Raw genomic sequence first — 22380 nt, 5'->3', positions numbered from 1 at the left:
TGTTATTAAAATATGATGTTATAATTTCCTTCGATCTCTTTTATCTCTAAATCTGTTAATACTGAAAATTCATTTTTTGAGGCTCTTTTTGATAATACGCCTCCATTTTGCTCCAAAAAACGAACGAGTATAGCAACCAACTTATCTGGCATTTCAAAATTGTTATCCAGATATCTTTTAAATGAGTCATATTTTTGTAAATAAGCTACTTCTTCTGGAATGACTCTTTTTAAAGTATCCTCTACACACTCATATAAAAACTCCGCTTGTTTTGTAGCATCAAAATAGCGATAAAAATCAATCGTGTTATTGGTTACCTCCACATTGTGAACTCCTGTTTCTTTCCATTCAATATGGTCTAGTAAAGGGTGTGAAAAGGATTCTAAGACAGCTCTGTAATTACCAATATGATCTAGTATTGATGATGATACAGGGAAAATAACTCCTTGCTGTGTTAATTCTTTTTTTGCCAAAATATGATGAATTATATAACGATGTAAACGACCATTCCCATCAACAAAAGGATGTATAAACACAAAACCAAATGCAATGGTTGCTGCTGCTAAAACTGCATCATAGGCTTTGTCTTGCAATGCTTCATTGGCTGTAATTAATCCTTTTAATAATTGCTCAAGGTCGTTTGCTTTTGCAGAAATATGGTTCGGAATTGGTTCTCCTGTAGTCCGATCATGTTCACCAACAAAGCCGCCTCTGTCTCTCAGACCCATATCAACAAACCTAGTGTTTTCTATTACAATCTGCTGCAATCGGATTAATTCTTCTATGCTTAATGGTTTTTGACCTGCCTGACCAATGGCTTTCCCCCAACGCATCGTTCTATTATTACCAGGGTTTTCACCCTCGATTGTAAAAGAGGCTTTAGAGTCTTTCAACAATAAAAAAGAAGAGGCTCTTTGCAATACATCTTTATGGATATTATTTAGGAATGCGTTTTGCTTACCAGAGATGTTTGCATTTATATGAAATTCTAGTTTTTTAGTTTTAAATATTAATGGACAAAAATCTCTTGTACCTGGAAGGTTATTAATAATTTTATGTTTTGCAGATTCTTTTCCTTTTAAGACATATTGCATACTTGAATCTACTAAAGGAATGTAGGTTCTCTTTTTTAAATCTACCTGTACATCAATTTCTTCTTGTTGCAGCCATTCAAATAAAAACCATATTTTTCGGCTATATTGCCCCATAGGTTCTATATGCAATAGTGTTTGGATACTTTCTTTAGATATAAGATTAAATAGCGATTTTAATACCAACAGATTAATGCCTTCATATTTAATAGCGAACACGAGTTGTTTGTATAATGTTTCTTCTGGTTGGTAAGATCTCGGAAATACGTTCCAATCTTCAGTCGTATGTTTTTTACTTTTTTTAGTAATTAGAGATAACACATTTGGAAATGGGATAGGTAACTTTAAGTTTTCAACAATCGCACCATAACCCACTATTTTCCCTTCTTCTGGAGTGGTTTTCCCTTGAAATATGGATGTTTCGATTGATGGTATTACTATTTCCAAGATTTATAATTTTTCTCAAATATAAGCAAAAAACGTGCGCTAATTAAAAAAAACGTGCGCATTTGTCGTTTTATTAAAAAAACGTGCGCAAACTTTCATCGAATACATAACGAATACTGAGACCAAGTCGACCTATATTGTTAGGAATTTCTGGTTCTACAAGAACGATGTTAAATGGCATTTGTTTTTTATTATTTATAGATACAAATTTAATGGAAATTAAGCATATCCGTGCAATTTCTATAGAAACAAAAAAAGCCTTACTATTTCTAGTAAGGCTTGATTTAATTGGTTTTGTATATTTGTTTACTCTAATCTAACATAAATATTCGCATCTCCTTCCGGAAAGGTAAGTTCAAGCTGTTGATTTTGTTCAGACAAAACATATCCAATTTCATCCAACTGGCCTTCTAAAGTACCAAAGATTGTAGTCGCATTCGAATACCATGTAAGTTCAGAAACATTCGTTTCTCCACCAAGTACAACCACATCAGTCAGAGAACCCGTACCGTCTTGATTAAAAACGATTGTTTGGATTGTAACCATTAATGGATCCTCATCATCTACCCCTGATCCTACCCATGTACCTACCAAATCAGAATTAACTGTTGGTGCAGAACTGTTATCATTGTCATCACTACTGCATGACATAATTAATAAAGATAAAATTGTAAAAAGTACTTTTTTCATAATATATTTAATTTTTGTTTAAACAAATTTAATAAATTATAAACAAATTATTAGATTGTATTATAAAATATTTGATTTAAAATAATACCAAGCTAAATGGATGTGACAAAAACCAATTAAAAAAATTAAATTATAATGAAATAAGGAAACTGTTAGGGCTACTTTATTAAACGGGCTTATCATTAATTGTATATCTTTATATTTTATTCAAAGTCTCTTATGAAAAACACCATTGTTATACTTTTATTTTTACTGACTACCCTTAACATATACTCCCAAATTGATCCAGACGCAATTGAAATTGTAAGAGATTCATATGGTGTCCCTCATATATATGCGCCCACAGATGCTGAAGTCGCTTATGGGTTTGCTTGGGCTCAAGCTGAAGATGATTTTAAAACAATTCAGCAAGCCTATCTTGCTGGAAATGGGTTGTTGAGTAAATTTATAGGTTTGAAAGGTGCCGTTGCTGATTTTCTTGCCCAACTAATTCAGTCTGAAAAAATAGTAAACGAACAATTTAACACCCTCGATCCAAAATTTATTAAACTACTTCAGGGTTTTACAAAAGGGCTAAATGCCTTTGCTGAAAAACATCCCGATGAAATTCTAGAATCTTCACTCTTTCCTCTCACTCCTCAAAAAATACTTCGCTATACACAACTTCAGTTATTTATTTCAAATGGCGCAGCAAATCTTGTCAGTGGAATTGTCAATAACGAACTGTCTTGGCCCTATGAAATTGAACAGGACACCAAAGGCTCTAATCTCATTGCTATCAGTCGCAGTCGAACCCAATCAGATGAAACATTTTTAGCCATCAATACTCACCAACCTTTAGAAGGTCCAACATCTTGGTACGAAGCGCATTTAGTGAGTGAGGAAGGTACCAATATTATTGGAGCCACCTTCCCTGGGTCTCCTTGTATTTTTACGGGAGCCAATGAATTCTTGGGATGGACACATACGGTTAATTACCCAGACAAAGCAGATGTATACGCTCTAGAAATGCATCCCCACAAAAAAGACGTCTATCTAGTGGATGGAAAGCCGTACAAGCTAGAAAAATTTAAAGCCAAAATTTACCTCAAACTACTAGGTCTTAAGATTCCAATTAAGAAAAAGTTTTACCGAAGTATCTATGGATCAACTCTAAAAAATAAAACAGGAGTTTACTCAGTACGTACACCAAGCACAACAAATATTAACGCTGTTGAGCAATTGTGGCGCATGAACAAAGCTACCAATTTTACAGAGTTTTATAAAGCCTTAGAAATGAAAGCACTTCCGGGTTACAATATTGGATATGCTGATAGAAATGATACTATTTTTTATATTTCTAATGGGAAAATTCCCATCCGAAATGAAGGGTATGATTGGACAGACGTTGTTCCCGGAAATACCCGTAAAACGCTTTGGGATTCCTATTATCCCATTAAAGAGTTGCCGCAGGTTATCAGTCCAAAATCAGGGTTTGTATACAACGCAAATCACAGTCCTTTTAAATCTTCAGGAAAAGATGACAATCCTCAAGCAGAAAATTTTGCAAACGCCATGAATTTTGAAACTTATGACAACAATCGATCGACACGTCTGCTCCAATTGCTTGAAGAAAAAGAACACATAGACTATGAGCGTTTCAAACGCATCAAATATGACCATCAATTACCAACTCCTCTAAGCTATAACTATATGGATTTAAATCCATTATTTGAAATGAAAACGGAGGACTATCCAGAAGTTAGCGCACTATTAACGAGTATTAAAAATTGGGATCGTGTTACCAACCCAAAATCTTATGGTGCTGGAGCCTATGCATTACTATACTATCAACTTGGACCCTTTTTTGATCAACTTTCTGAAGATCGTGTTTTTACGCATGACGTATTATTTGAAGCCTTGAAAACAACAAAAGCTTATATGTTGACTCATTTTAATAGTGAACGCATTCGCTTAGGAGATTTTCAAAAACTAGTGAGAGGAGAAAAAGAGCTCCCTGTTTTTGGCTTGCCAGATGTTGTTACGGCGATGCGAGGAGAGCCTTATAAAGATGGAGAAATAAAGATCACTCATGGTGAATCTTATATTGGGTTGGTGCGCTTTACGCCAACTAAAACCTATTATGAATCCGTTATTTCTTATGGAAATAGCCGAAGACCAGAGAGTCCACATTATTCTGATCAGATGGAGTTGTATGTTAATTTTAAAACCAAAACAATGTCATTTGACAGATCAGAGGTATTGGGTTCCGCTATAAAAAGGTATGCTCCTAAATAAATTCTGCCCCGCTCTAAGTTGAATTTGATATATGTTTTTTTCTGAAACCTATGATTTTAATTAGTTAAATAATTTTATAGAAACAAAAAAACCTGACTATTTCTAGTCAGGTTTTAAGTGATCGCACTAGGATTCGAACCTAGGACCGCCTCCTTAGAAGGGAGGTGCTCTATCCAGCTAAAACATTGAATTTTAGATTTTTAAAAGATTATAAAAATATAATCTGTCAAATGTCTGTCAAATGAATTTAATGTATCCAAAAGTAAAAGTTGACTCTAAAAGTAGGGTTTATGTAATTTTTAACCAAAATAACAAACGATATCGATTGTTTAATGGTTCTAAAATCAATTCAAATATCTACCCTAACTCCTACCCTGTTTCTGAACGAATGGAAATGGGTAATCTATTAGCATCAGAGGTATATCAATTTTTAATTAGTGGCTTAACCTTAGAGCAACTTAAAGTATCCAAACTCATAAAACCTAATATGACAGATAAGGATTACTTAACAGTAGCCTTAAACAACAAACTCAAAGAAAACTATACTAAGAAGTATAAGGAGATGTTACAGTTTATATTTAATAAGCTAATTGAAGAACTGAAAGACTCACCTATTGTTTCACTTCACATAGAAATAATATTAAATAAATACAATTCAGAAAGTTCCTATAACACTTATAGACTGAGGTTATGTTCACTAATTAATGAAGCAAGAAAAATAGGAATGACTTCCAATCCAATGCAGGGAATAAAGTCAAAAAGAGCAAATGCTCAAATGCACAAACCATTTGACAATATCAATAAGATACTTGAAGATATTAAAGCATACAACAAACAATTATATCTATGTTGTTTAATAACCTATGGATGTCTTTTAAGACCTCATCGTGAAATAAGAGAACTTACTTGGTCTGACTTTAGTGATGACTTGGGCTATATTCATTTGTCTGGTAATAGAAATAAATCAGGCAGAAATAGAATTGTTCCTGTACCCTCTTATATTAGAGAACTACTTATAAAAGGAGAACCTCATCATAATATCTTTTCTGGAAGACAACAACCATTAAACCAAGATTACTTTAAGACACTCTGGGGACGTTTTAAGAGGGTTTCTAAACTGCTTGAACAAGACCAAACACTCTACTCATTTAGACACTCAGGAGCTATAGAAATCTTTAAGAGAACAGGGTCTATAACCAAGCTACAAAAAGCTATGGGGCATTCATCTATAAATGTGTCTCTGACCTACTTAAGAGGTTTAGAAATAGCAGAACTGAAAGAAGAGGATATGCCTATGGTTTTGGGTTTGTATCTAAATATTTTTCTCCAAGTTTTGAGTTCACACTTGTAAAACTTGATTAGTGTTTCTTTTATGAAATCAGAATAGTTTTTCATTTAATTATTTTTTATTCTTTTCTTCTTCTAATATCTCAACAAACGAAGCACTTACTATGCCAGTAGGAACAGCTACAACTCCTATTCCAATTAAAGAAATAAATGTCCCAAACAGTTTACCACCAAAAGTTTGTGGGAATATTTCTTCAAAACCAACCCCAGTTAAAGATGAGACTGCCCACCAAAAAGATTCTGTAATACTCGAAAAGGCTTTAGGCTGTTCTGGGTTTTCTAGATAATATATTCCAGATGCTGAAAAGAAAAGCATAATGAAAGCAATAAAAAAGGTTATATATAATTCTCTTTTAACATTGTAAATACCATCTCCTAGTAATTCAAATGATTTGCTGAACTTTCCTAACTTTAATATTCTCGAAACCCTAAACAATCTAAAGATCCTCACAAACCTTCCATCGAAACCTAATGCAGTACTAAAGAAAAATGGTAGAATTGATAATAAATCTATGATTCCGAAAAAGGTAATGTTGTAGTTCTTTTTTTGTTTAATAGAGAACCAACTTCTAATTAAATACTCTAAAGTAAATATTGAAATTGAAAGAACTTCAAAATAAAAAAGATAAGATTTAGTATTTACTGTTAAATCTGGTTCAGACTCTATTACCATAGAGATGAGATTCAAAATTATTAATACATATATAAATTTATCAAAAAAAGCTGGTAACTGTTTCTTCATATAATCAAAAAAATTAAACGTGTTGAAGTGCAGATTCTAGTAATTGCTTTTTTAGTTTAGTTATTGAAGCTATACTAGTGTCTTCTAGAGGAAATTTATCCTCACCAATTTCAACAACTTTTGATTTTTCTTTAAGTATTAGAGAGCAAATTTTCTTTTTTTGATTATCATCAAATAGGACTAAAAACTTACCCTTTAAGTCTCTATAACTGATTCTTTGTAAATCATTATTTTTAAACTTGCTAGACATTGCCATAATTGTTTTTATGACATTATATGCCTTTATTTCTTCATCTGTGGTAATGATGCCAGAATTAGACATTGAGGCTTCATATTTAATAATTCTATTTGAAGTACTAATTAAGGATGTACCATTTATTAATTCTTTTATTTTGGAATAAATCTTATCTGATTTTCTCTTACCACCCATATTTGCATAAATAATTCTAATAAGATCTTCTGATGGGTTTACCATAGTATCATAAAGTGCTTCATCGAAATTATCTAAAAAATATGTTTCTTCTGCTGCTTCCAAAATTGAATTTATGTCAATTACATTTCGCATAAAAAGAGAAAGTGTTTCTAAATCTTGATTATCATAATCACTCAAGTCAAATTCAAAAAAAGGAGAAGTTTGAAGTGTGCTAGTATTGTTTCTTGTATAAAACTTATAAACTATTCCATTTGTTAATATTCCAATTTTCGCAGTATTTGTATCTGTACAATATTCTCGAAGTTGTCTATAGTGGTTGTCATTTAATTTAGCTGTAGATTTTTTACATTCAATTAAAATAACTGGATTTTTGCCCCCTAATGTAATAGCAACGTCTACTTTCTTCCCTTTTTTCTTCCCTAAATCTGCTGTAACCTCGTGAGTGTAATCATCTATTCTATCATAATTAAGCAAATCAAGAAATGGATGTATTAAATAATCTCTTGTGGTAGCTTCAATTTGACTGTTAGCAAGTGCTTTTTCCCAATCCCAATTTTCAAATTTTTCATTCAATGCTTTTACTAGTTGTCTTACCTTCTTGCTATCCATAATCTTGTTTAAGAGTAAAATTAGTTTTCAAACAAATTTAGTAAATTATAACTAAAAAAAATATAGTTCTTATGGAAAGCTGCGTTGTACGTCTTCATACCAAAGTGGAATATTTTCAATTAAATTTAGTAAATAGTTTTTACATTTCATAATTATGCTGATATCAGCTTTTGTTTTAAATATTACTAAACATCAAGTGTGTGAGTTACTTGATAATAAAACCAGCATCTATTACAGACATTTGAAAACATTAAAAATTAGAGGTACACTATTATCCGCATAAATGCTAAAAAGTGTGTACTCAAAAATAAGTTTTACAGGTTAGATTTAGTTTGCGTAAATTTTACTATTAGAGCAATATTTAAATAACAACAATCGTATGAGAGATTAACCTTTTAGTCTACTTTACTTAGGCATAACACACAGCATAAAAAAGAGTTTGATTAATCAAGTTTTTTCAATTAGGCTAGTGGGGTGATAAACAGCCTTTTTAAGCTTCTTTTAGAAGCCACTGAAATAGACGACATTCAATGTCGCTATGTAGCCTTTAAATTATCCGAAAACAGCGTTAAAACGATTATCAGTATAGAGCGAATAGAAACGCTTAAATACACGCTTAAAACGAACAATGGAAGCTATTTAGTAGAAGCAACTGACTTGCTATTGCCGATTAGCAGGGTTGAAAAGTGTTAATTATTTATTGTCTTTGATATGTAAAAACATAATAATGAGGCTCATCAAAACATTCTATTTGTTGGGTTTGATTGTATATTTTTAATTTGTCGTTTTCTATACTAAATGGCGTGCTGTCATCTTGAGGTTCAGTTGTCTCATTACATATAAGGTTTTCTTCAATATAATCTGAATAGTTTATAATAGAATTATTCAAGTTATAACTGGCGGTACTGATATATACATTTGTACATCCATCAACTATCATAATATCTCCATTTTGACAATCAGAACTTTCTTCTTCCCAAAAGGTATATGCAGTGAAAGTACTGTCAGTAAATTCAACATAGTCTGAATTTAATTGACAGTCGCCCATATCAAAACAATCAGTTCCGCTTATTATAAAATCCATCAATAATTCATCATTTTGATTAAATATTTGAATATTATAAAGTTTCCAAGTCCCAATTATACTATCATTTTGAGCATTATTATTATCATTCGTATCCGAACTTTAATCACTTGAACAAGCGAAGATTAATAAAGCGGAGAGTAAGAGTAGTTTTTTCATTTAGTTGTTGTAAGTGAGTTTATAAGTTATTAATCTTCTAGGCAAGTCTTTACCATAATCAAACTCATTGTTTTCGTATGTTGCAAGGTCAATTTTTATATAAATCGGATAATTTTCATCATCCATTACATATGACCACATACTTTCGCTTAGGATTTCCCCATTTGAATTACGTTTAATTGTTCTAAGCGGTAAATTTGTTAAGGTTTTTCCTGCAGCACCACTAACTATTAAAGCAATATACTCACCACTCAATGCTAAATCAGTATCAACAAATAAAGGATGAATAAAATTTGTGTTATTCAGAATAGATGAATAGTCTATTGATAAAAGACTATAGTTTTCTATTTCTGCCTGTAATACATTCCCACCTTCCCAAGCAAAGGTTATATCTCCATTTGATATCAATTCTCCATTTAGAAATTGAACCCCAATAGCTAGTCCATTTTCATCAAGATTAACCTCACCTTCATCTTCTGGACTAGTTACAAGAATTTTATTAGATAAATATTCATAATTAGTTTGGTATCTATTGTTGTAATTCCAATTGTCTGAATTATTTGAATAGCAAGAAGACCTATAACCTTGATATGATTTAGTAATAATTTTATCATTTTCATAAATACAGCTGTAGTTTTTTCCGCCAACACACAAGTTATCATCCTCAATAATCTCAAAAGATACTAGCTTTTTTTGTCCAGTAGTTGTATTTTCCTCATTATTACTATCATCACTACTACAAGCGAAAATTAGAAAGGCGGAGAGTAAGAGTAGTTTTTTCATTATTAAATTGGTTTATATTTCAAAGATAAGAAATTTCAATTAACCCTTCCACTAGTCATTATTTTAGTCTTTTTAGTAAGAACTAACATATTCCACAGATTGTATGAAGCAAAAAAGTTTTAATAGCTCTAATTTTTAAATTGTAAAGTTAGTAATATTTTTAATTTAAGGATAGTAATTTTCATTATTTGAAATGATGAAACCCTTCTAAAAGCATCGATATTTGCTAGCCTAATCTACAAATTATTGTGTGCTTGAAACAAACAATAAACAAATAAAAAACAAATAATACGCAAGTAATAAACAGCTAATAATCAAGAACTTATGTTGAAAACTTTGTTGATATGTTTGGCCCTTATTTTTTTGAAAAAGTTCTGTAATCCACGACCTTTGAGAAAGTAAAAAAGCCAATAGAATTGACCGAAATCGAAAACCATTGACTTGATGTTTAAGCACCTCAAAGATACGGATTATTCAACTTCATTCAAAAACTGTTGGCATAAACATTATGCCAATGAAATAGTATTTCCTCGACATCTAATTTATAGTTACAGAATAATAGTACGTAGCTATCAAAAAAAGACTCCCAAAATGGGAGCAAGAATAACTCTGCCTAATTTCAAAAGGTTTCTCTGTCTCAAAAGGCAGGTTTGGCGGTTTGGCAAACCTTTAATTTTAAAATGAAAAAAATGAAAAAAATTATTTTTTCAGACTCATTAGATGGGTCAAACAACAGAACAGTAGAGGTTCAAAAAGTTCTTGAACAAATCAAGAAAGGCTTTTGGAAAAAGCAAATAGAAGATATTCAGTATCAAGTAAATAGTGGAAATACTAAACAAGCAAATGAGTTAAAATTAAAACTCCCTGCTTTTACTATATCTGCTACTTATAAAGGTAAGCGTAAAAAAGAAAATGTAGAATCTTATTCAGGCTTATTACATTTAGATTACGACAAGCTTGATAATGTTCAAGATATAAAGTCTAAAATAATAAGCAATCCTTATACCTATGCTGCTTTTGTAAGTCCTTCAGGAAAAGGATTAAAAGTATTAGTTAAATGTGATAATGATTTAAGCACACACACCTATGCTTTTAATGCATTAAGAAGCTATTATGACAACCTATTAGATGTTGAGTCTGATAAGTCTGTAAAAGATGTTTTAAGGCTTTGTTTTGTATCCTATGATAGTGATATGTATTTAAATGAAAACTCAAAGGTTTTCAATTATCAAAGCTATCCAAGTAATGAAACCATATCTCAAAAGGATTTAGATTGGGTTTGGAATTTTACTGCAAACAAAGAAGAATTTATTGAAGGTAATAGAAATAACTTTGTCTTCTCTTTTGCTTGTAATGCAAATAGGTGTGGTGTTGATATTAGTGACACCTGTAACTATGCTTGTTCTTATAGTGATGATTCTTTTCCTGAAAATGAGATAGAATCTGCCATTAAAAGTGGCTATGAGAATAATGTAAACGAGAATGGTAGCGCTCGCCAACCTGCCATATCTGCCAAAGATGATGTTGTTGAGGTTGTTGTGGATTCTTCACCAATGATTCCTGAATATATTTATGAGGCTTTACCTATAACACTCAGAGATGCTTGTAATGTTTTCGATGGAAGAAAAAGGGACGTCTTCCTAACCTCTGCATTGTCTGTAATTAGTGGCGGCTTACACAACGTCTATGGGTTATATGACAAGGAGAAGGTGTTTCCTAACCTGTATAGCTTTGTAATTGCACCTCCAGCTAGTGGTAAGGGTAGTATGAAGTTTGCTAAACAACTGGGAGACTGCTTTCATGACTTACTATTTAGTCAGAGTAAGGAGGAGCTTAAGGAGTATAAGAAGGCAAAACGTTTGTTTGGCTTAAAACTTAAAAAGGCAAAAACTGATGCGCAGCTAGAGGCTCTAATTGAGCCTGAAGAGCCAAAGACAAGCATGTACTTTATACCTGCCGACACCTCATCTGCCATGATGATAAAACATCTAGAGGATAATGATGGTATGGGCTGTATCTGTGAGACAGAGGCAGACACGCTAACCAATACATTAAAACAAGATTGGGGTAGCTACTCGGATGTTCTCAGGAAAGGATTCCATGCTGAAATAATATCAAAAAGCAGGATGACAGACCTTGACTATTCTGAAATTAAGGAACCTAAATTTAGTGTTGCAATTACAGGAACACCCAACCAGCTAGACACCTTAATTACATCAATTCAAGACGGCTTGTTTAGTAGGTTTATATTTTACTCCTTTAGTGCTAAACAGAAGTGGAGAAGTACTTATACGGAGGCTATAACAGTTAGTAACAACGAGATATTTAAGGGCTTTAGCGCTGACTTATGTAATAAGTTTAGAAGCAACAACATTCAGAAATTTGTTATGACTAGAGCGCAGGGTATGCAGCTGGATGAGGTATTCTCTGAGGCTCTTGGACACAACTCTGTTCTCTACAATGATGATGTTTCAGGTATTATTTATAGACTGGGACTGATGACTTTTAAGATTGCAATGACACTTGCAGCATTAAGGTCTGATGAGCCTGAGATTACCTGCAGTGACTTAGAGTTTAAAACTTCGCTGGACCTTGTTGAGAAGGTGTATTTAACACACAGTATTGGTATACTAAATAAGATAAATAAGGACTCAAGTAAGCTTAATAAAACCCAGAATCAATTACTAACTTGGATGAAATCTCAAGGAGAAGTAAAAAGGGTTGATATCTTAGAAAAGGCTAAGGCGCTTAATATAAAAGAGAGAACTTTGGCTGATATATTGAGAAGGTTTATTGACTTAAAACTTATAAGAAAAGTGACTCATGGTGTTTACGTGGTGAGATAAAGGTAACCCCTCTGCCACATTTTACACTCCCTAACAAAACATGGGGTTAACAAAAACGTTAGCCCTTTGTTTTTATGTGATAAAAATCACATTATAAATAAATTGTAATCAGGGTTAATCGTAAAGGTTAATCCTTTTTTATGATCTAATATAAATTTGAAAAGACAATACACAGTCTTTCGTAAAGAGATAGAAGGTAACCCCTGCACGAAGTTTTATAACGCTTAACAAAAATACTCTTAATACGTAGACTAATAACTTCGTTTACATAGTTTTAACCCCTATTTCATCTGTATAATGGTAACCAATAAATTATTTCACAAGCTTAGGTTTTGGGTAATACCCTGTTCTACGAAGATAACCCTAAAAAGGAAAGTGATATTATTTAGGTAGTGGGGTGTTATTATTATGGATTGGTAAGTCTAGTTTTTTTGGGTTTTTACTCAGGACAATTCAAGTTAGTAGTGGAAGTGTGGCAAAAAAAATATTAATATTACTAACTAAGCCCCTAAATTGGAGAATTTTGTCAGGAAAATGTCTGTCAAATGTCTGTCAAATATTTATAAATTTTGATTAATTAAAGTAAAAAGCTATTTTTACAAAAGCTCTTTTAAAAAATGATTTCAATGTAGAGAAGCTCTGTATACCCTGTCAATAAAAGGATACAAACAAAAAAGCCTCACATTTCTGTGAAGCTTTAAGTGATCGCACTAGGATTCGAACCTAGGACCGCCTCCTTAGAAGGGAGGTGCTCTATCCAGCTGAGCTATGCGACCTCTTTGTCGGGGTGGCAGGATTCGAACCTGCGGCCTCCACGTCCCAAACGTGGCGCGATAACCGGGCTACGCTACACCCCGAATTGGTTATCTAAATATCTTCTCGCACCTCTTTTTTTGATTTTACGCTCCAAAATTAATGCTTCACTTCTACTATGAACTTAACTAAAAAATACATGAAAATTCATTCATATCCTTTTTAATGTGGTGGTCACGCCTCAGCGTGACGGCCTCCACGTCCCAAACGTGGCGCGATAACAATTCCGTTGGCTTTGCAAGCCGGGCTACGTCCTGTCACGCATTTTCTGCGTGATACACCCCGAATTTGTTATCAAATTTGTTCTTAAAATAAATTAAAAACTAAAAAACAAATTAACAACAGACATTCTATTAATTTTAAAAGTGCCTACGAATAAACGAAAACACTTTAGTCGGGGTGGTCACGCTTCTAGCGTGACGACCTCTTTGTCGGGGTGGCAGGATTCGAACCTGCGGCCTCCACGTCCCAAACGTGGCGCGATAACCGGGCTACGCTACACCCCGAATTGATTATCTGTTGTTAATTTACTTCTTGCGGAGAGACAGGGACTCGAACCCTGGCGACAGTTACCCGTCGACAGATTAGCAATCTGCTCCATTACCACTCTGGCACCTCTCCTATTAAATGAACTTCAGCAATTAAAATTGCGGTTGCAAATGTAACTTTTCATTATCTAGAACGCAAACTATTTTTTTACTTTTTTGTAAGCTTTTTTAATTTAGTCCGGATATTCAATGCGCAAGTGGTACATGTTGGCCAATTTTTGCTTCAACACCTTCTTAATGGATTGTATTTCTTTCAAAGTAATATCTGCATTCAAAAATTGATCTGTATCCATTTGTTTGGAAATAATCGCATCTACAAAATTATTTATCTTAGTGGAATTGGGATCCTTTAAACTTTTGGACGCCGCTTCCACGCTATCACACATCATAAGGATGGCCGTTTCTTTATTAAATGGCTTGGGTCCATTGTACGAAAAATCACTATTTTCAAAATCTAAATTCGACTCTTTTTGTTTGTTATAAAAGTAATACACAGTACTTGTACCATGATGCGTTCTAATAAAATCTATAACACGGTCGGGCAAATTGTTTTTCTTAGCCAATTCGACCCCATCAATAACATGGTTGATAATGATTTTCGCACTTTCTTTTGGAGACAACTCATCATGTGCATTGGTTCCTGTCATTTGGTTTTCGGTGAAATAGGTAGGGTTTTTCATTTTGCCGATATCGTGATACAAGGCTCCTACCCTTACAAGCATTGTATTGGCGCCTATTTCGTTAGCGGCAGCTTCTGCTAAATTTGCTACATTTAAAGAGTGGTGGAAGGTTCCTGGCGCCTTATCAGACAGTTCTTTCAAGAGTTTAGAGTTGGTATCTGACAATTCTAACAACGATACATCCGAAACAAGTCCGAAGAGTTTTTCATACACATATATGAGAGGCTGCACAAACAGCGTCGCCAATCCACACAAAACAAACAACAAAAAGGTTTCCCATTTTAAATTATCAATACTTCCTTCATGAATTACAAAAAATGCAAAATAAGACACTATGTATATTAGAGTGATTTGTCCCACAGATATAAATAAATTTGCGCGCTTATAAAGTTCCGAAACGGTTAAGATTGTGACAATACCAGCGATGATTTGCAAAAACATATACTCATAGTTATTTGCGACTACAAATCCTAACAATAGTACCGTGATCACATGCGTAAACAAGCCCAATCGGGCATCAAAAAAGGCTTTCAGTATTAAAGGCAAAATACACAGGGGAACAATATAAATATAAGATGAATTGAAGTTGACAACCAAAGTGGTTAAGAATACCATCAAAACGATATTGAAAAAAATAAAGGTGACTTTGGTATTGTTTGAAAACACCTCCATTCTGTATTTTTTCATAAACAACAATAGCATCAATAAAGCCAATGAAACCAAAACTGTATAAGCCGTCACAACTAGAGTATAGTTTGAATCGGTCCATACCTGTGATTCATATTCAGACACTAATGAGTTTAGAACGGCATACTTATCGCCTTGAACCACTTCCCCTTTTGAGATAATAAGGGTTTGCTTATCGACACGCCCTCTTACTAATTTCATTTGACTTAAGCGTTCTTCAAACGAAATTTGAGTAATGACTTTGTTTAATTGAGCATTGGGTTTTACAACGTCAAAAAACAGTGCCAAGTAACGTTGCTTATAGGCTTCTAAACCCAAAGCTTCCACACTCGATTCTACAAATGATTTTAAATTCGTTTGAAGAAAAAAGCTATCAAAACGTTTGACCCCACTTTGCGTTTTATCAACCAAAATAGAGATCTGCTGATTGGTATCATAATCGTATGAATCTTGAAGTACACCACTTTGATACAATTCATCCAAAAGTACAACTCCCCTATAATATAAGTCTATTTTGATTTGGTCTCTTGGTAGCTCAAAAAACAAGCGGTCAAATGCTGAAGAATACTCCTTTTTAACCGAAGTGATTAGGGTGGTATCCACATCGAAAAAGACAGGAGACTGTAGTGTAATTTGCTGTTTTTCTGCCTCAATTTCTTCGGCTGTTTTTTTGATTGCAAAATCAAAAGGTGCGTATAGATTTTCGGACTGCCAAGGTTTTCCTTTTTCAAAACTGTATCTGAAAGTTCCACTTTTCGGAAACAAATAGACAATTACAAAAGTGGTCAACACAAAAAGAAAGACCTTATAAATTAAGGAGTGATTTTTATGAAAAAGGTTCATTATATCTTTCATGTGTATTTATTATTTATTGTTTCAAACACCATGCTTTAATATGAGTTGGTTCATCTCGCAATTGGAGAGCTTATACTTCAACTAATCCTAACATTATATGATTGTCAACACCCAAAAGTAATAAAAAGAAGTATCTTTTCTCTCTATATTAAAATATTACTACTTTATATATCCTAAATTTTAGTTATTTTCGCATGAACCATCTCTAAATTCTAAATTATGAGTAAAGACGTTGTAATTGTATCCGCAGCAAGAACCCCTATCGGGAGTTTTTTAGGAGGTTTATCCTCTGTTCCTGCGCCAAAATTAGGTGCGATTGCTATTAAAGGCGCGCTTGATAAAATCAATCTAAGCCCTGAACTTGTAGATGAGGTTCTAATGGGCAATGTTGTACAAGCTGGCACTGGGCAAGCCCCAGCAAGACAGGCCGCTATTTATGCGGGCATTCCTGATTCGGTACCCTGTACCACGGTCAACAAAGTTTGTGCCTCTGGAATGAAAACGATTATGCAAGCCGCCCAATCAATTGCTTTGGGAGATGCTGATATTATTGTTGCGGGTGGTATGGAAAACATGAGTTCAATTCCGCACTATCACCATGCACGTTCGGCACATAAATTTGGCTCCGTGACATTTGATGATGGCTTACAGAAAGATGGTTTGGTGGATGCTTATGCAAATCAAGCCATGGGAATTTTTGCAGATACTTGTGCAACAGAATATAAGTTTACAAGAGAAGCACAAGATGCTTTTGCGATTCAATCGTACAAACGCTCTACAGATGCATGGAATGAAGGTAAATTTGATTCTGAAGTGGTTCCTGTAGAAGTCCCACAACGAAGAGGAGAACCTATTGTTGTCGATAGAGATGAAGAATACACAAACGTTCGTTTAGAAAAAATACCGAGCTTGCGTGCTGCTTTCACAAAAGACGGAACTGTAACCGCTGCAAATGCATCCACCATAAATGATGGTGCCGCTGCATTGGTCCTTATGAGTAAAGAAAAAGCAAAAGAATTAGGTTTGAAACCTTTAGCCACTATAAAAGGCTATGCCGATGCTGCAAGAGAACCCGAATGGTTCACTGTAGCACCTTCAAAAGCACTGCCTAAAGCATTGGCAAAAGCAGCGATTGATATTTCGGAAGTAGATTTCTTTGAATTCAATGAAGCATTTTCGGTAGTGGGCTTAGCAAACATGAAATTATTGGGGCTAAACGATTCAAATGTAAATGTCAATGGAGGTGCCGTTTCTTTAGGCCACCCCCTTGGATGTTCGGGTGCTCGAATTGTGGTAACCTTATTGAGTGTCCTCGAACAAAATAATGGGAAAATTGGAGCTGCAGCGATTTGTAATGGCGGTGGCGGTGCTTCGGCATTGATCCTAGAACGAAATATTTAAGGAATGCAATACGGCCTTTGCTACCTCAGCGTTGTTGCTTTAAGATCTGAAGCTACGGATACGAGCGAATTAATTTCGCAAGTACTCTATGGCGATCATTTTAAGGTTTTAGAGCACCGTAAATCTTGGAGTCGCATCCGGTTGGGATTTGATAAATATGAAGGATGGATTGACAATAAACAGTTTCAATTTATTGACGAATTGGAATATAAAGAGCTCCACAAATCCGATCCTTTAATGACCACGGATTTGGTTGATTTTATCACAAATCAAAAACAACAATTACATCCTATTTTGTTAGGTTCAGCGCTTAATGGCCTCTCCTATTTAAAACATACATTTGAAGGAGCAAAAGCTATTGGGTCTAAAGACAAATCTAAACTTGTAGAGACTGCTATACTATACCTCAACACTCCTTATTTATGGGGAGGAAAAACACCTTTTGGGATTGACTGTTCTGGATTCGTTCAAATGGTTTATAAACTAAATGGATTCAAAATTTTAAGAGATGCCTCTCAACAAGCATCTCAAGGGGATGCCCTTAGTTTTATCGAGGAAAGTGAACCTGGTGATTTAGCTTTTTTTGATAATAATGAAGGGGAGATTATTCATGTAGGGATGATCATGGAAGACCATCACATTATTCATGCGCATGGTAAAGTTCGGATTGACCTCCTCGATCAAAGTGGCATCTATAATGTAGATACTAAAACACACTCTCACAAACTGAGAGTCATCAAAAAAATTATCCCATAAAAAAAGTCATTCAAATTGAATGACTTTTTAATATCGTAAAACTAAACGTTACTCTTTTGGTTTTAATGAATCCGAAAGTGCTTTAAATTCTTTGTATTTATCCGTATTCCCTACAGCACTGTATATGTTTGCTAAGGTTTTAGCCGCTTGATAATTGCTTGGATCTATGCCAAATGCACTTTCTAAATAAGGAATTGCATCTAAGTATAACTGGTTTCGCTTTGCTTTTAATTCATCGTACTTTCGGTCGTCTGCAGCAGATGATCCTAATTTGTTCATTTCCTCTAGCACTGATTCTTCTTGTCCTAAGATTAAAGCCGCTAAATTTATATAAGCATTGGTATAATCTGGCTTTAATTCGATGGCTCTTTGGTAATATTTTTTAGAACTTTCTAAATCATCCGTTTCTGCAGAAATAACTCCTAAGTTATATTGTAATTCAGAATTATTAGGATCTTTTTGAATGGCAACTTCCAACAACTCTTTAAATTTTACGGTATTACCCATTGAGTAATAAACATTTGCTTCTGTCAATAATAAATTTAAATCTTCAGGAGCTTCTGCTCTTGCTACAGCCATGGCTTGAAGTGCTTTTTCATTGTCTCCATTTTGAACATATATGAGCGCGATGTTTTTAATGATTTCTGGAAACTTAGATTTAGTGGTTTCATCTTTGGGATTGATATGCGATTTAGCTTTCACCGAAAGGTCTCTCAACATCATATTACCAAACGCTTCTTCAACTTGTGTTTCTTTGTTTGTAGCGAGGTAATTTTTTTCAATCCCCGTATAACCTAGACTTCTCAATTCTTCATACATCATAAGGGAACGGTCATATTGCTTGGCATTGACCGCTGTAGAAGCAGCATAAAACAAATAAACCGTATCGTTAGGAGATAATTTATAGGCGTTTTCAAAATAACCTGAAGATGCTTCATATTCATCTGTTCTCAAAAGGGAACTTCCTTTATTAACCAAATGGGCTTTTAAATTTAGCGTTTGATCTTTAACTCCTTGTGCCTGCGCTGGTGCAGTGACTAATTTTAAAGCTTCAATCGATTTTTTGATGGTACTAAAATCGGGCTCGCCATTGTTTAGGTAATAGATACTTCTTTGTAAGTAATATTGACTTTTATATTTTTCGTCCATAGAACCTAAAAGTGCTTCGGCAGCATCAAGTGCCACGCCTGCTTTTTCATAATTTCCCTTTGCTATCTCCTTCGTCGCTGTTTTAATTTCTTTCTTTTGGGCAACAGCAGAAAATCCTAGAGTTAGTGCTATTACAAATACAAGATATTTTTTCATCTTATTTAAATTTTAATAGTTAGTATTAATAGTTATTCTTCTTCTTGAGTATCAACAGTTGTGTCATCTGTTTCAGTAGCACCTGTGGTTTCTTCAGCGCCTTCTTCCGTTAAACCTTCAATTGCTTCGATGTCTTCTTCATCTTCCCGCATTACTTTTGCAACGGCAGCAATCGAATCATTCCCTTTAAGGTTGATCAAACGAACGCCTTGTGTGGCACGTCCCATCACTCTTAAATCTTCTACAGCCAATCGGATTGCAACGCCTGATTTATTAATGATCATTAAATCATCTTCATCGGTTACATTTTTGATGGATACTAAATTACCTGTTTTATCTGTAATTGAAATGGTCTTGACACCTTTTCCACCTCTATTTGTGATTCGGTAATCTTCCAAGCTAGATCGTTTACCATAGCCGTTTTCAGATACGACTAGGATGTTACTTTCCATGTCATCTACAGCAATCATTCCGATCACCTCATCCGCTTCATGCGCTAAAGTAATCCCGCGAACTCCTGAAGCACCACGGCCCATTGGACGGGTTTTGGCTTCTTCAAATCGAATGGCTTTCCCAGATTTTAATGCTAACATCACTTGACTTTCGCCTGTGGTAAGTTTTGCTTCTAGTAATTCATCATCTTCTTTGATCGTAATGGCATTAATTCCATTCGTTCTTGGTCGAGAATATTGTTCTAAAGATGTTTTTTTAACCTGACCTTTTTTGGTGGCCATAATCACATAGTGCGAATTCGTGTATTCTTCGTCTTTTAAATCCTGAGTACAAATAAACGCTTTGACTTTATCGTCTTGTTCTATGTTTATTAAATTTTGAATGGCGCGCCCCTTAGACGTTTTACTACCTTCTGGGATTTCATAAACACGCATCCAGAAACATTTTCCTTTTTGAGTGAAGAACAACATATACTGGTGGTTGGTTCCTACAAATAAATGTTCTAAGAAATCTTCGTTACGAGTGGTGGATGCTTTTTGTCCAACTCCACCTCTATTTTGAGTTCTATATTCTGTTAATGACGTACGTTTGATATACCCTGCATGTGAAATTGTAATGACAACTTGCTCATTAGGAATCATGTCCTCAATCGATAAATCACCTCCAGCATATTCAATCACAGAGCGACGTTCATCACCATACTTATCTTTAACAACAGCAAGCTCTTCTTTAATGATGAGCATACGACGTTCTTTTTTATCAAGAATGTCTTTTAACTCATCAATCGTTTTCATGATTGCATCGTACTCGCCACGTAATTTATCTTGTTCTAAGCCTGTTAATTGTCTTAATCGCATTTCAACAATCGCTTTGGATTGTAGTTCGCTCAGTTTAAAACGTTCGATTAATTTTTCACGGGCTTCTTCAGCATTTGAACAACCTCTAATAATTGCGATGACTTCATCGATATTATCGGAAGCAATGATCAATCCTTCTAATATATGAGCGCGTTCTTCGGCTTTTCTAAGTTCGTAGGTTGTACGACGTACGACCACTTCGTGACGGTGCTCTACAAAATGATGAATCATATCTTTTAGATTCAACATTTCTGGGCGTCCATTTACCAACGCAATATTATTCACACTAAAAGAAGACTGAAGTGCTGTATATTTATAAAGTTTATTTAAGACAATATTAGGAATGGCATCTCTTTTTAAAACATAAACAATGCGCATTCCATTTCTATCTGATTCATCACGAATGGTAGAAATCCCTTCCATCTTTTTATCATTCACCAAATCAGCAGTTTTCTTAATCATGTCTGCTTTATTGACTTGGTATGGAATTTCGGTAACGATTATGCACTCACGTCCATTCACGTCTTCTATATTCGCTTTGGCACGCATAACGACACGGCCACGACCTGTTTTAAACGCTTCTTTCACACCATCATAGCCATAAATAATTCCTCCTGTAGGAAAATCAGGTGCTTTAACATATGTGATTAATTCATCAATATCGATGTCTGTGTTATCTATATATGCTGTAATTCCATCCACTACTTCCGAAAGGTTGTGAGGAGGCATGTTGGTGGCCATACCCACAGCAATTCCTGAAGCACCATTTACTAATAGGCCTGGAATTCGTGTTGGTAATACAGTAGGTTCTTGAAGTGTATCATCAAAATTTAACTTATGATCAACCGTTTCCTTATCAATATCCGCAAGCATATCTTCCGATATTTTACGCATTCTGGCTTCTGTATAACGCATTGCTGCAGGACTGTCACCATCAATCGACCCAAAATTCCCTTGCCCATCAACCAGCATATATCGCAAACTCCATTCTTGAGCCATACGAACCATTGCGTCATAAACAGAGGTATCTCCGTGTGGGTGATACTTACCTAAAACTTCACCAACAATTCTTGCCGATTTTTTGTGCGCTGTATTGGATCGAACACCAAGTTCATGCATTCCAAATAAGACCCGGCGATGCACAGGTTTTAATCCATCCCTTACGTCAGGAAGTGCCCGAGACACTATTACCGACATCGAATAATCGATGTAAGCTGACTTCATTTCATCTTCTATATTAATGGGGATTAACTTTTCTCCTTCTACCATACTACGTTATATTTTTATTTATTAAATAACCTAGCTAATATACTACTTTTCAAATTATTACTGAGTGAATTTTCATGACTTTTTTTAATCAAATTTATCAACAATTTTAAGAGGCAAAATGGTTAATAAATAGTGGCTTAAAAATTTTGATTTTAATTAGTTTTTGCTATCATTTGTATAAATAAAAAATAAAAAGGTATAGTTTTTGATTTAATGCCTTTGAATTTGTAAATTTAACCAAAGATTTT

Annotated in this window: 15 protein-coding genes and 5 tRNA genes; 6 read left to right on the top strand and 14 right to left on the bottom strand. The window is 34.2% G+C overall.

Annotated features, from left to right (window positions below; all coding sequences use genetic code 11):
* Positions 1 to 5: 5 nt before the first annotated feature.
* The gene (locus FORMB_RS10565; RefSeq protein ID WP_069677419.1) at positions 6 to 1538 is read right to left on the bottom strand and encodes a Fic family protein; all 1533 of its coding nucleotides are present in this window, start codon (positions 1536 to 1538) and stop codon (positions 6 to 8) included.
* A 306-nt stretch (positions 1539 to 1844) separates the two neighbouring features.
* The gene (locus tag FORMB_RS10560; RefSeq protein ID WP_157498150.1) at positions 1845 to 2189 is read right to left on the bottom strand and encodes a hypothetical protein; all 345 of its coding nucleotides are present in this window, start codon (positions 2187 to 2189) and stop codon (positions 1845 to 1847) included.
* A gap of 258 nt (positions 2190 to 2447) precedes the next feature.
* Between FORMB_RS10560 and FORMB_RS10555 the strand changes: the two genes are divergently transcribed.
* Entirely contained in the window at positions 2448 to 4505 is a 2058-nt protein-coding gene (locus tag FORMB_RS10555; RefSeq protein WP_069677417.1) for an acylase, read from the top strand.
* A 121-nt stretch (positions 4506 to 4626) separates the two neighbouring features.
* Here the strand turns inward: FORMB_RS10555 and FORMB_RS10550 are convergent.
* Positions 4627 to 4691 (bottom strand) — tRNA-Arg (locus FORMB_RS10550).
* 55 nt (positions 4692 to 4746) lie between these two features.
* Here FORMB_RS10550 and FORMB_RS10545 point away from each other — a divergent pair.
* Entirely contained in the window at positions 4747 to 5856 is a 1110-nt protein-coding gene (locus FORMB_RS10545; protein ID WP_069677416.1) for a tyrosine-type recombinase/integrase, read from the top strand.
* A 48-nt stretch (positions 5857 to 5904) separates the two neighbouring features.
* Here FORMB_RS10545 and FORMB_RS10540 read toward each other — a convergent pair whose 3' ends face one another.
* Entirely contained in the window at positions 5905 to 6594 is a 690-nt protein-coding gene (locus FORMB_RS10540) for an ion transporter (protein WP_069677415.1), read from the bottom strand.
* Between the two features lie 13 nt (positions 6595 to 6607).
* The gene (locus FORMB_RS10535) at positions 6608 to 7636 is read right to left on the bottom strand and encodes a type I restriction enzyme HsdR N-terminal domain-containing protein (protein WP_069677414.1); all 1029 of its coding nucleotides are present in this window, start codon (positions 7634 to 7636) and stop codon (positions 6608 to 6610) included.
* 474 nt (positions 7637 to 8110) lie between these two features.
* Between FORMB_RS10535 and FORMB_RS13040 the strand changes: the two genes are divergently transcribed.
* Entirely contained in the window at positions 8111 to 8329 is a 219-nt protein-coding gene (locus FORMB_RS13040) for a hypothetical protein (RefSeq protein WP_157498148.1), read from the top strand.
* 4 nt (positions 8330 to 8333) lie between these two features.
* Here FORMB_RS13040 and FORMB_RS10530 read toward each other — a convergent pair whose 3' ends face one another.
* Together FORMB_RS10530 and FORMB_RS10525 are read right to left on the bottom strand one after the other, a co-directional pair.
* Positions 8334 to 8720 carry a hypothetical protein gene (locus tag FORMB_RS10530; RefSeq protein WP_069677413.1) on the bottom strand — a complete coding sequence of 129 codons (387 nt, stop codon included), beginning with the start codon at positions 8718 to 8720 and terminating at the stop codon, positions 8334 to 8336.
* A 159-nt stretch (positions 8721 to 8879) separates the two neighbouring features.
* Positions 8880 to 9662 carry a hypothetical protein gene (locus FORMB_RS10525; RefSeq protein WP_069677412.1) on the bottom strand — a complete coding sequence of 261 codons (783 nt, stop codon included), beginning with the start codon at positions 9660 to 9662 and terminating at the stop codon, positions 8880 to 8882.
* Between the two features lie 689 nt (positions 9663 to 10351).
* Between FORMB_RS10525 and FORMB_RS10520 the strand changes: the two genes are divergently transcribed.
* Positions 10352 to 12508, top strand: coding sequence for a DUF3987 domain-containing protein (locus tag FORMB_RS10520; protein ID WP_197493469.1), 2157 nt, complete (start codon positions 10352 to 10354; stop codon positions 12506 to 12508).
* Between the two features lie 702 nt (positions 12509 to 13210).
* Here FORMB_RS10520 and FORMB_RS10515 read toward each other — a convergent pair.
* The 5 genes from FORMB_RS10515 to FORMB_RS10495 form a co-directional block, all read right to left on the bottom strand.
* Positions 13211 to 13284: transfer RNA gene (locus FORMB_RS10515), tRNA-Arg, on the bottom strand.
* A gap of 6 nt (positions 13285 to 13290) precedes the next feature.
* Positions 13291 to 13365 (bottom strand) — tRNA-Pro (locus FORMB_RS10510).
* 387 nt (positions 13366 to 13752) lie between these two features.
* Positions 13753 to 13827: transfer RNA gene (locus FORMB_RS10505), tRNA-Pro, on the bottom strand.
* 31 nt (positions 13828 to 13858) lie between these two features.
* A tRNA-Ser gene (locus FORMB_RS10500) sits at positions 13859 to 13942 on the bottom strand.
* Positions 13943 to 14042: 100 nt separating this feature from the next.
* Positions 14043 to 16091 carry an HD family phosphohydrolase gene (locus FORMB_RS10495; RefSeq protein WP_069677410.1) on the bottom strand — a complete coding sequence of 683 codons (2049 nt, stop codon included), beginning with the start codon at positions 16089 to 16091 and terminating at the stop codon, positions 14043 to 14045.
* A 219-nt stretch (positions 16092 to 16310) separates the two neighbouring features.
* Here FORMB_RS10495 and FORMB_RS10490 point away from each other — a divergent pair, with 219 nt between their 5' ends.
* Positions 16311 to 17492 carry an acetyl-CoA C-acyltransferase gene (locus FORMB_RS10490; protein ID WP_069677409.1) on the top strand — a complete coding sequence of 394 codons (1182 nt, stop codon included), beginning with the start codon at positions 16311 to 16313 and terminating at the stop codon, positions 17490 to 17492.
* A 3-nt stretch (positions 17493 to 17495) separates the two neighbouring features.
* Positions 17496 to 18248: a C40 family peptidase gene (locus tag FORMB_RS10485; protein WP_069677408.1), complete on the top strand. Its 753-nt coding sequence runs from the start codon at positions 17496 to 17498 to the stop codon at positions 18246 to 18248.
* Between the two features lie 48 nt (positions 18249 to 18296).
* On the opposite strand, the gene FORMB_RS10480 is transcribed toward FORMB_RS10485, so the two are convergent.
* Both FORMB_RS10480 and gyrA read right to left on the bottom strand, forming a co-directional pair.
* Entirely contained in the window at positions 18297 to 19553 is a 1257-nt protein-coding gene (locus FORMB_RS10480) for a tetratricopeptide repeat protein (RefSeq protein ID WP_069677407.1), read from the bottom strand.
* 32 nt (positions 19554 to 19585) lie between these two features.
* On the bottom strand, positions 19586 to 22132 hold the full coding sequence (gene gyrA / locus FORMB_RS10475) for a DNA gyrase subunit A (protein ID WP_069677406.1): 2547 nt from the start codon (positions 22130 to 22132) through the stop codon (positions 19586 to 19588).
* Positions 22133 to 22380 lie beyond the last annotated feature (248 nt).

This window comes from Formosa sp. Hel1_33_131, assembly GCF_001735745.1.
Taxonomy (GTDB): domain Bacteria; phylum Bacteroidota; class Bacteroidia; order Flavobacteriales; family Flavobacteriaceae; genus Hel1-33-131.
The sequence above is the reverse complement of the archived record's forward strand: the minus strand, read 5'-3'. Positions and strand labels throughout refer to the sequence as shown.

Coding starts and splice junctions, on each gene's coding strand:
- FORMB_RS10525 (WP_069677412.1), bottom strand. CDS start 9,662: ATGAAAAAACTACTCTTACTCTCCGCCTTTCTAATTTTCGCTTGTAGT.
- FORMB_RS10545 (WP_069677416.1), top strand. CDS start 4,747: ATGAATTTAATGTATCCAAAAGTAAAAGTTGACTCTAAAAGTAGGGTT.
- FORMB_RS10540 (WP_069677415.1), bottom strand. CDS start 6,594: ATGAAGAAACAGTTACCAGCTTTTTTTGATAAATTTATATATGTATTA.
- gyrA (WP_069677406.1), bottom strand. CDS start 22,132: ATGGTAGAAGGAGAAAAGTTAATCCCCATTAATATAGAAGATGAAATG.
- FORMB_RS10530 (WP_069677413.1), bottom strand. CDS start 8,720: ATGGATTTTATAATAAGCGGAACTGATTGTTTTGATATGGGCGACTGT.
- FORMB_RS10520 (WP_197493469.1), top strand. CDS start 10,352: ATGAAAAAAATTATTTTTTCAGACTCATTAGATGGGTCAAACAACAGA.
- FORMB_RS10480 (WP_069677407.1), bottom strand. CDS start 19,553: ATGAAAAAATATCTTGTATTTGTAATAGCACTAACTCTAGGATTTTCT.
- FORMB_RS10535 (WP_069677414.1), bottom strand. CDS start 7,636: ATGGATAGCAAGAAGGTAAGACAACTAGTAAAAGCATTGAATGAAAAA.
- FORMB_RS10485 (WP_069677408.1), top strand. CDS start 17,496: ATGCAATACGGCCTTTGCTACCTCAGCGTTGTTGCTTTAAGATCTGAA.
- FORMB_RS10490 (WP_069677409.1), top strand. CDS start 16,311: ATGAGTAAAGACGTTGTAATTGTATCCGCAGCAAGAACCCCTATCGGG.
- FORMB_RS10555 (WP_069677417.1), top strand. CDS start 2,448: ATGAAAAACACCATTGTTATACTTTTATTTTTACTGACTACCCTTAAC.
- FORMB_RS10560 (WP_157498150.1), bottom strand. CDS start 2,189: ATGTCATGCAGTAGTGATGACAATGATAACAGTTCTGCACCAACAGTT.
- FORMB_RS10495 (WP_069677410.1), bottom strand. CDS start 16,091: ATGAAAGATATAATGAACCTTTTTCATAAAAATCACTCCTTAATTTAT.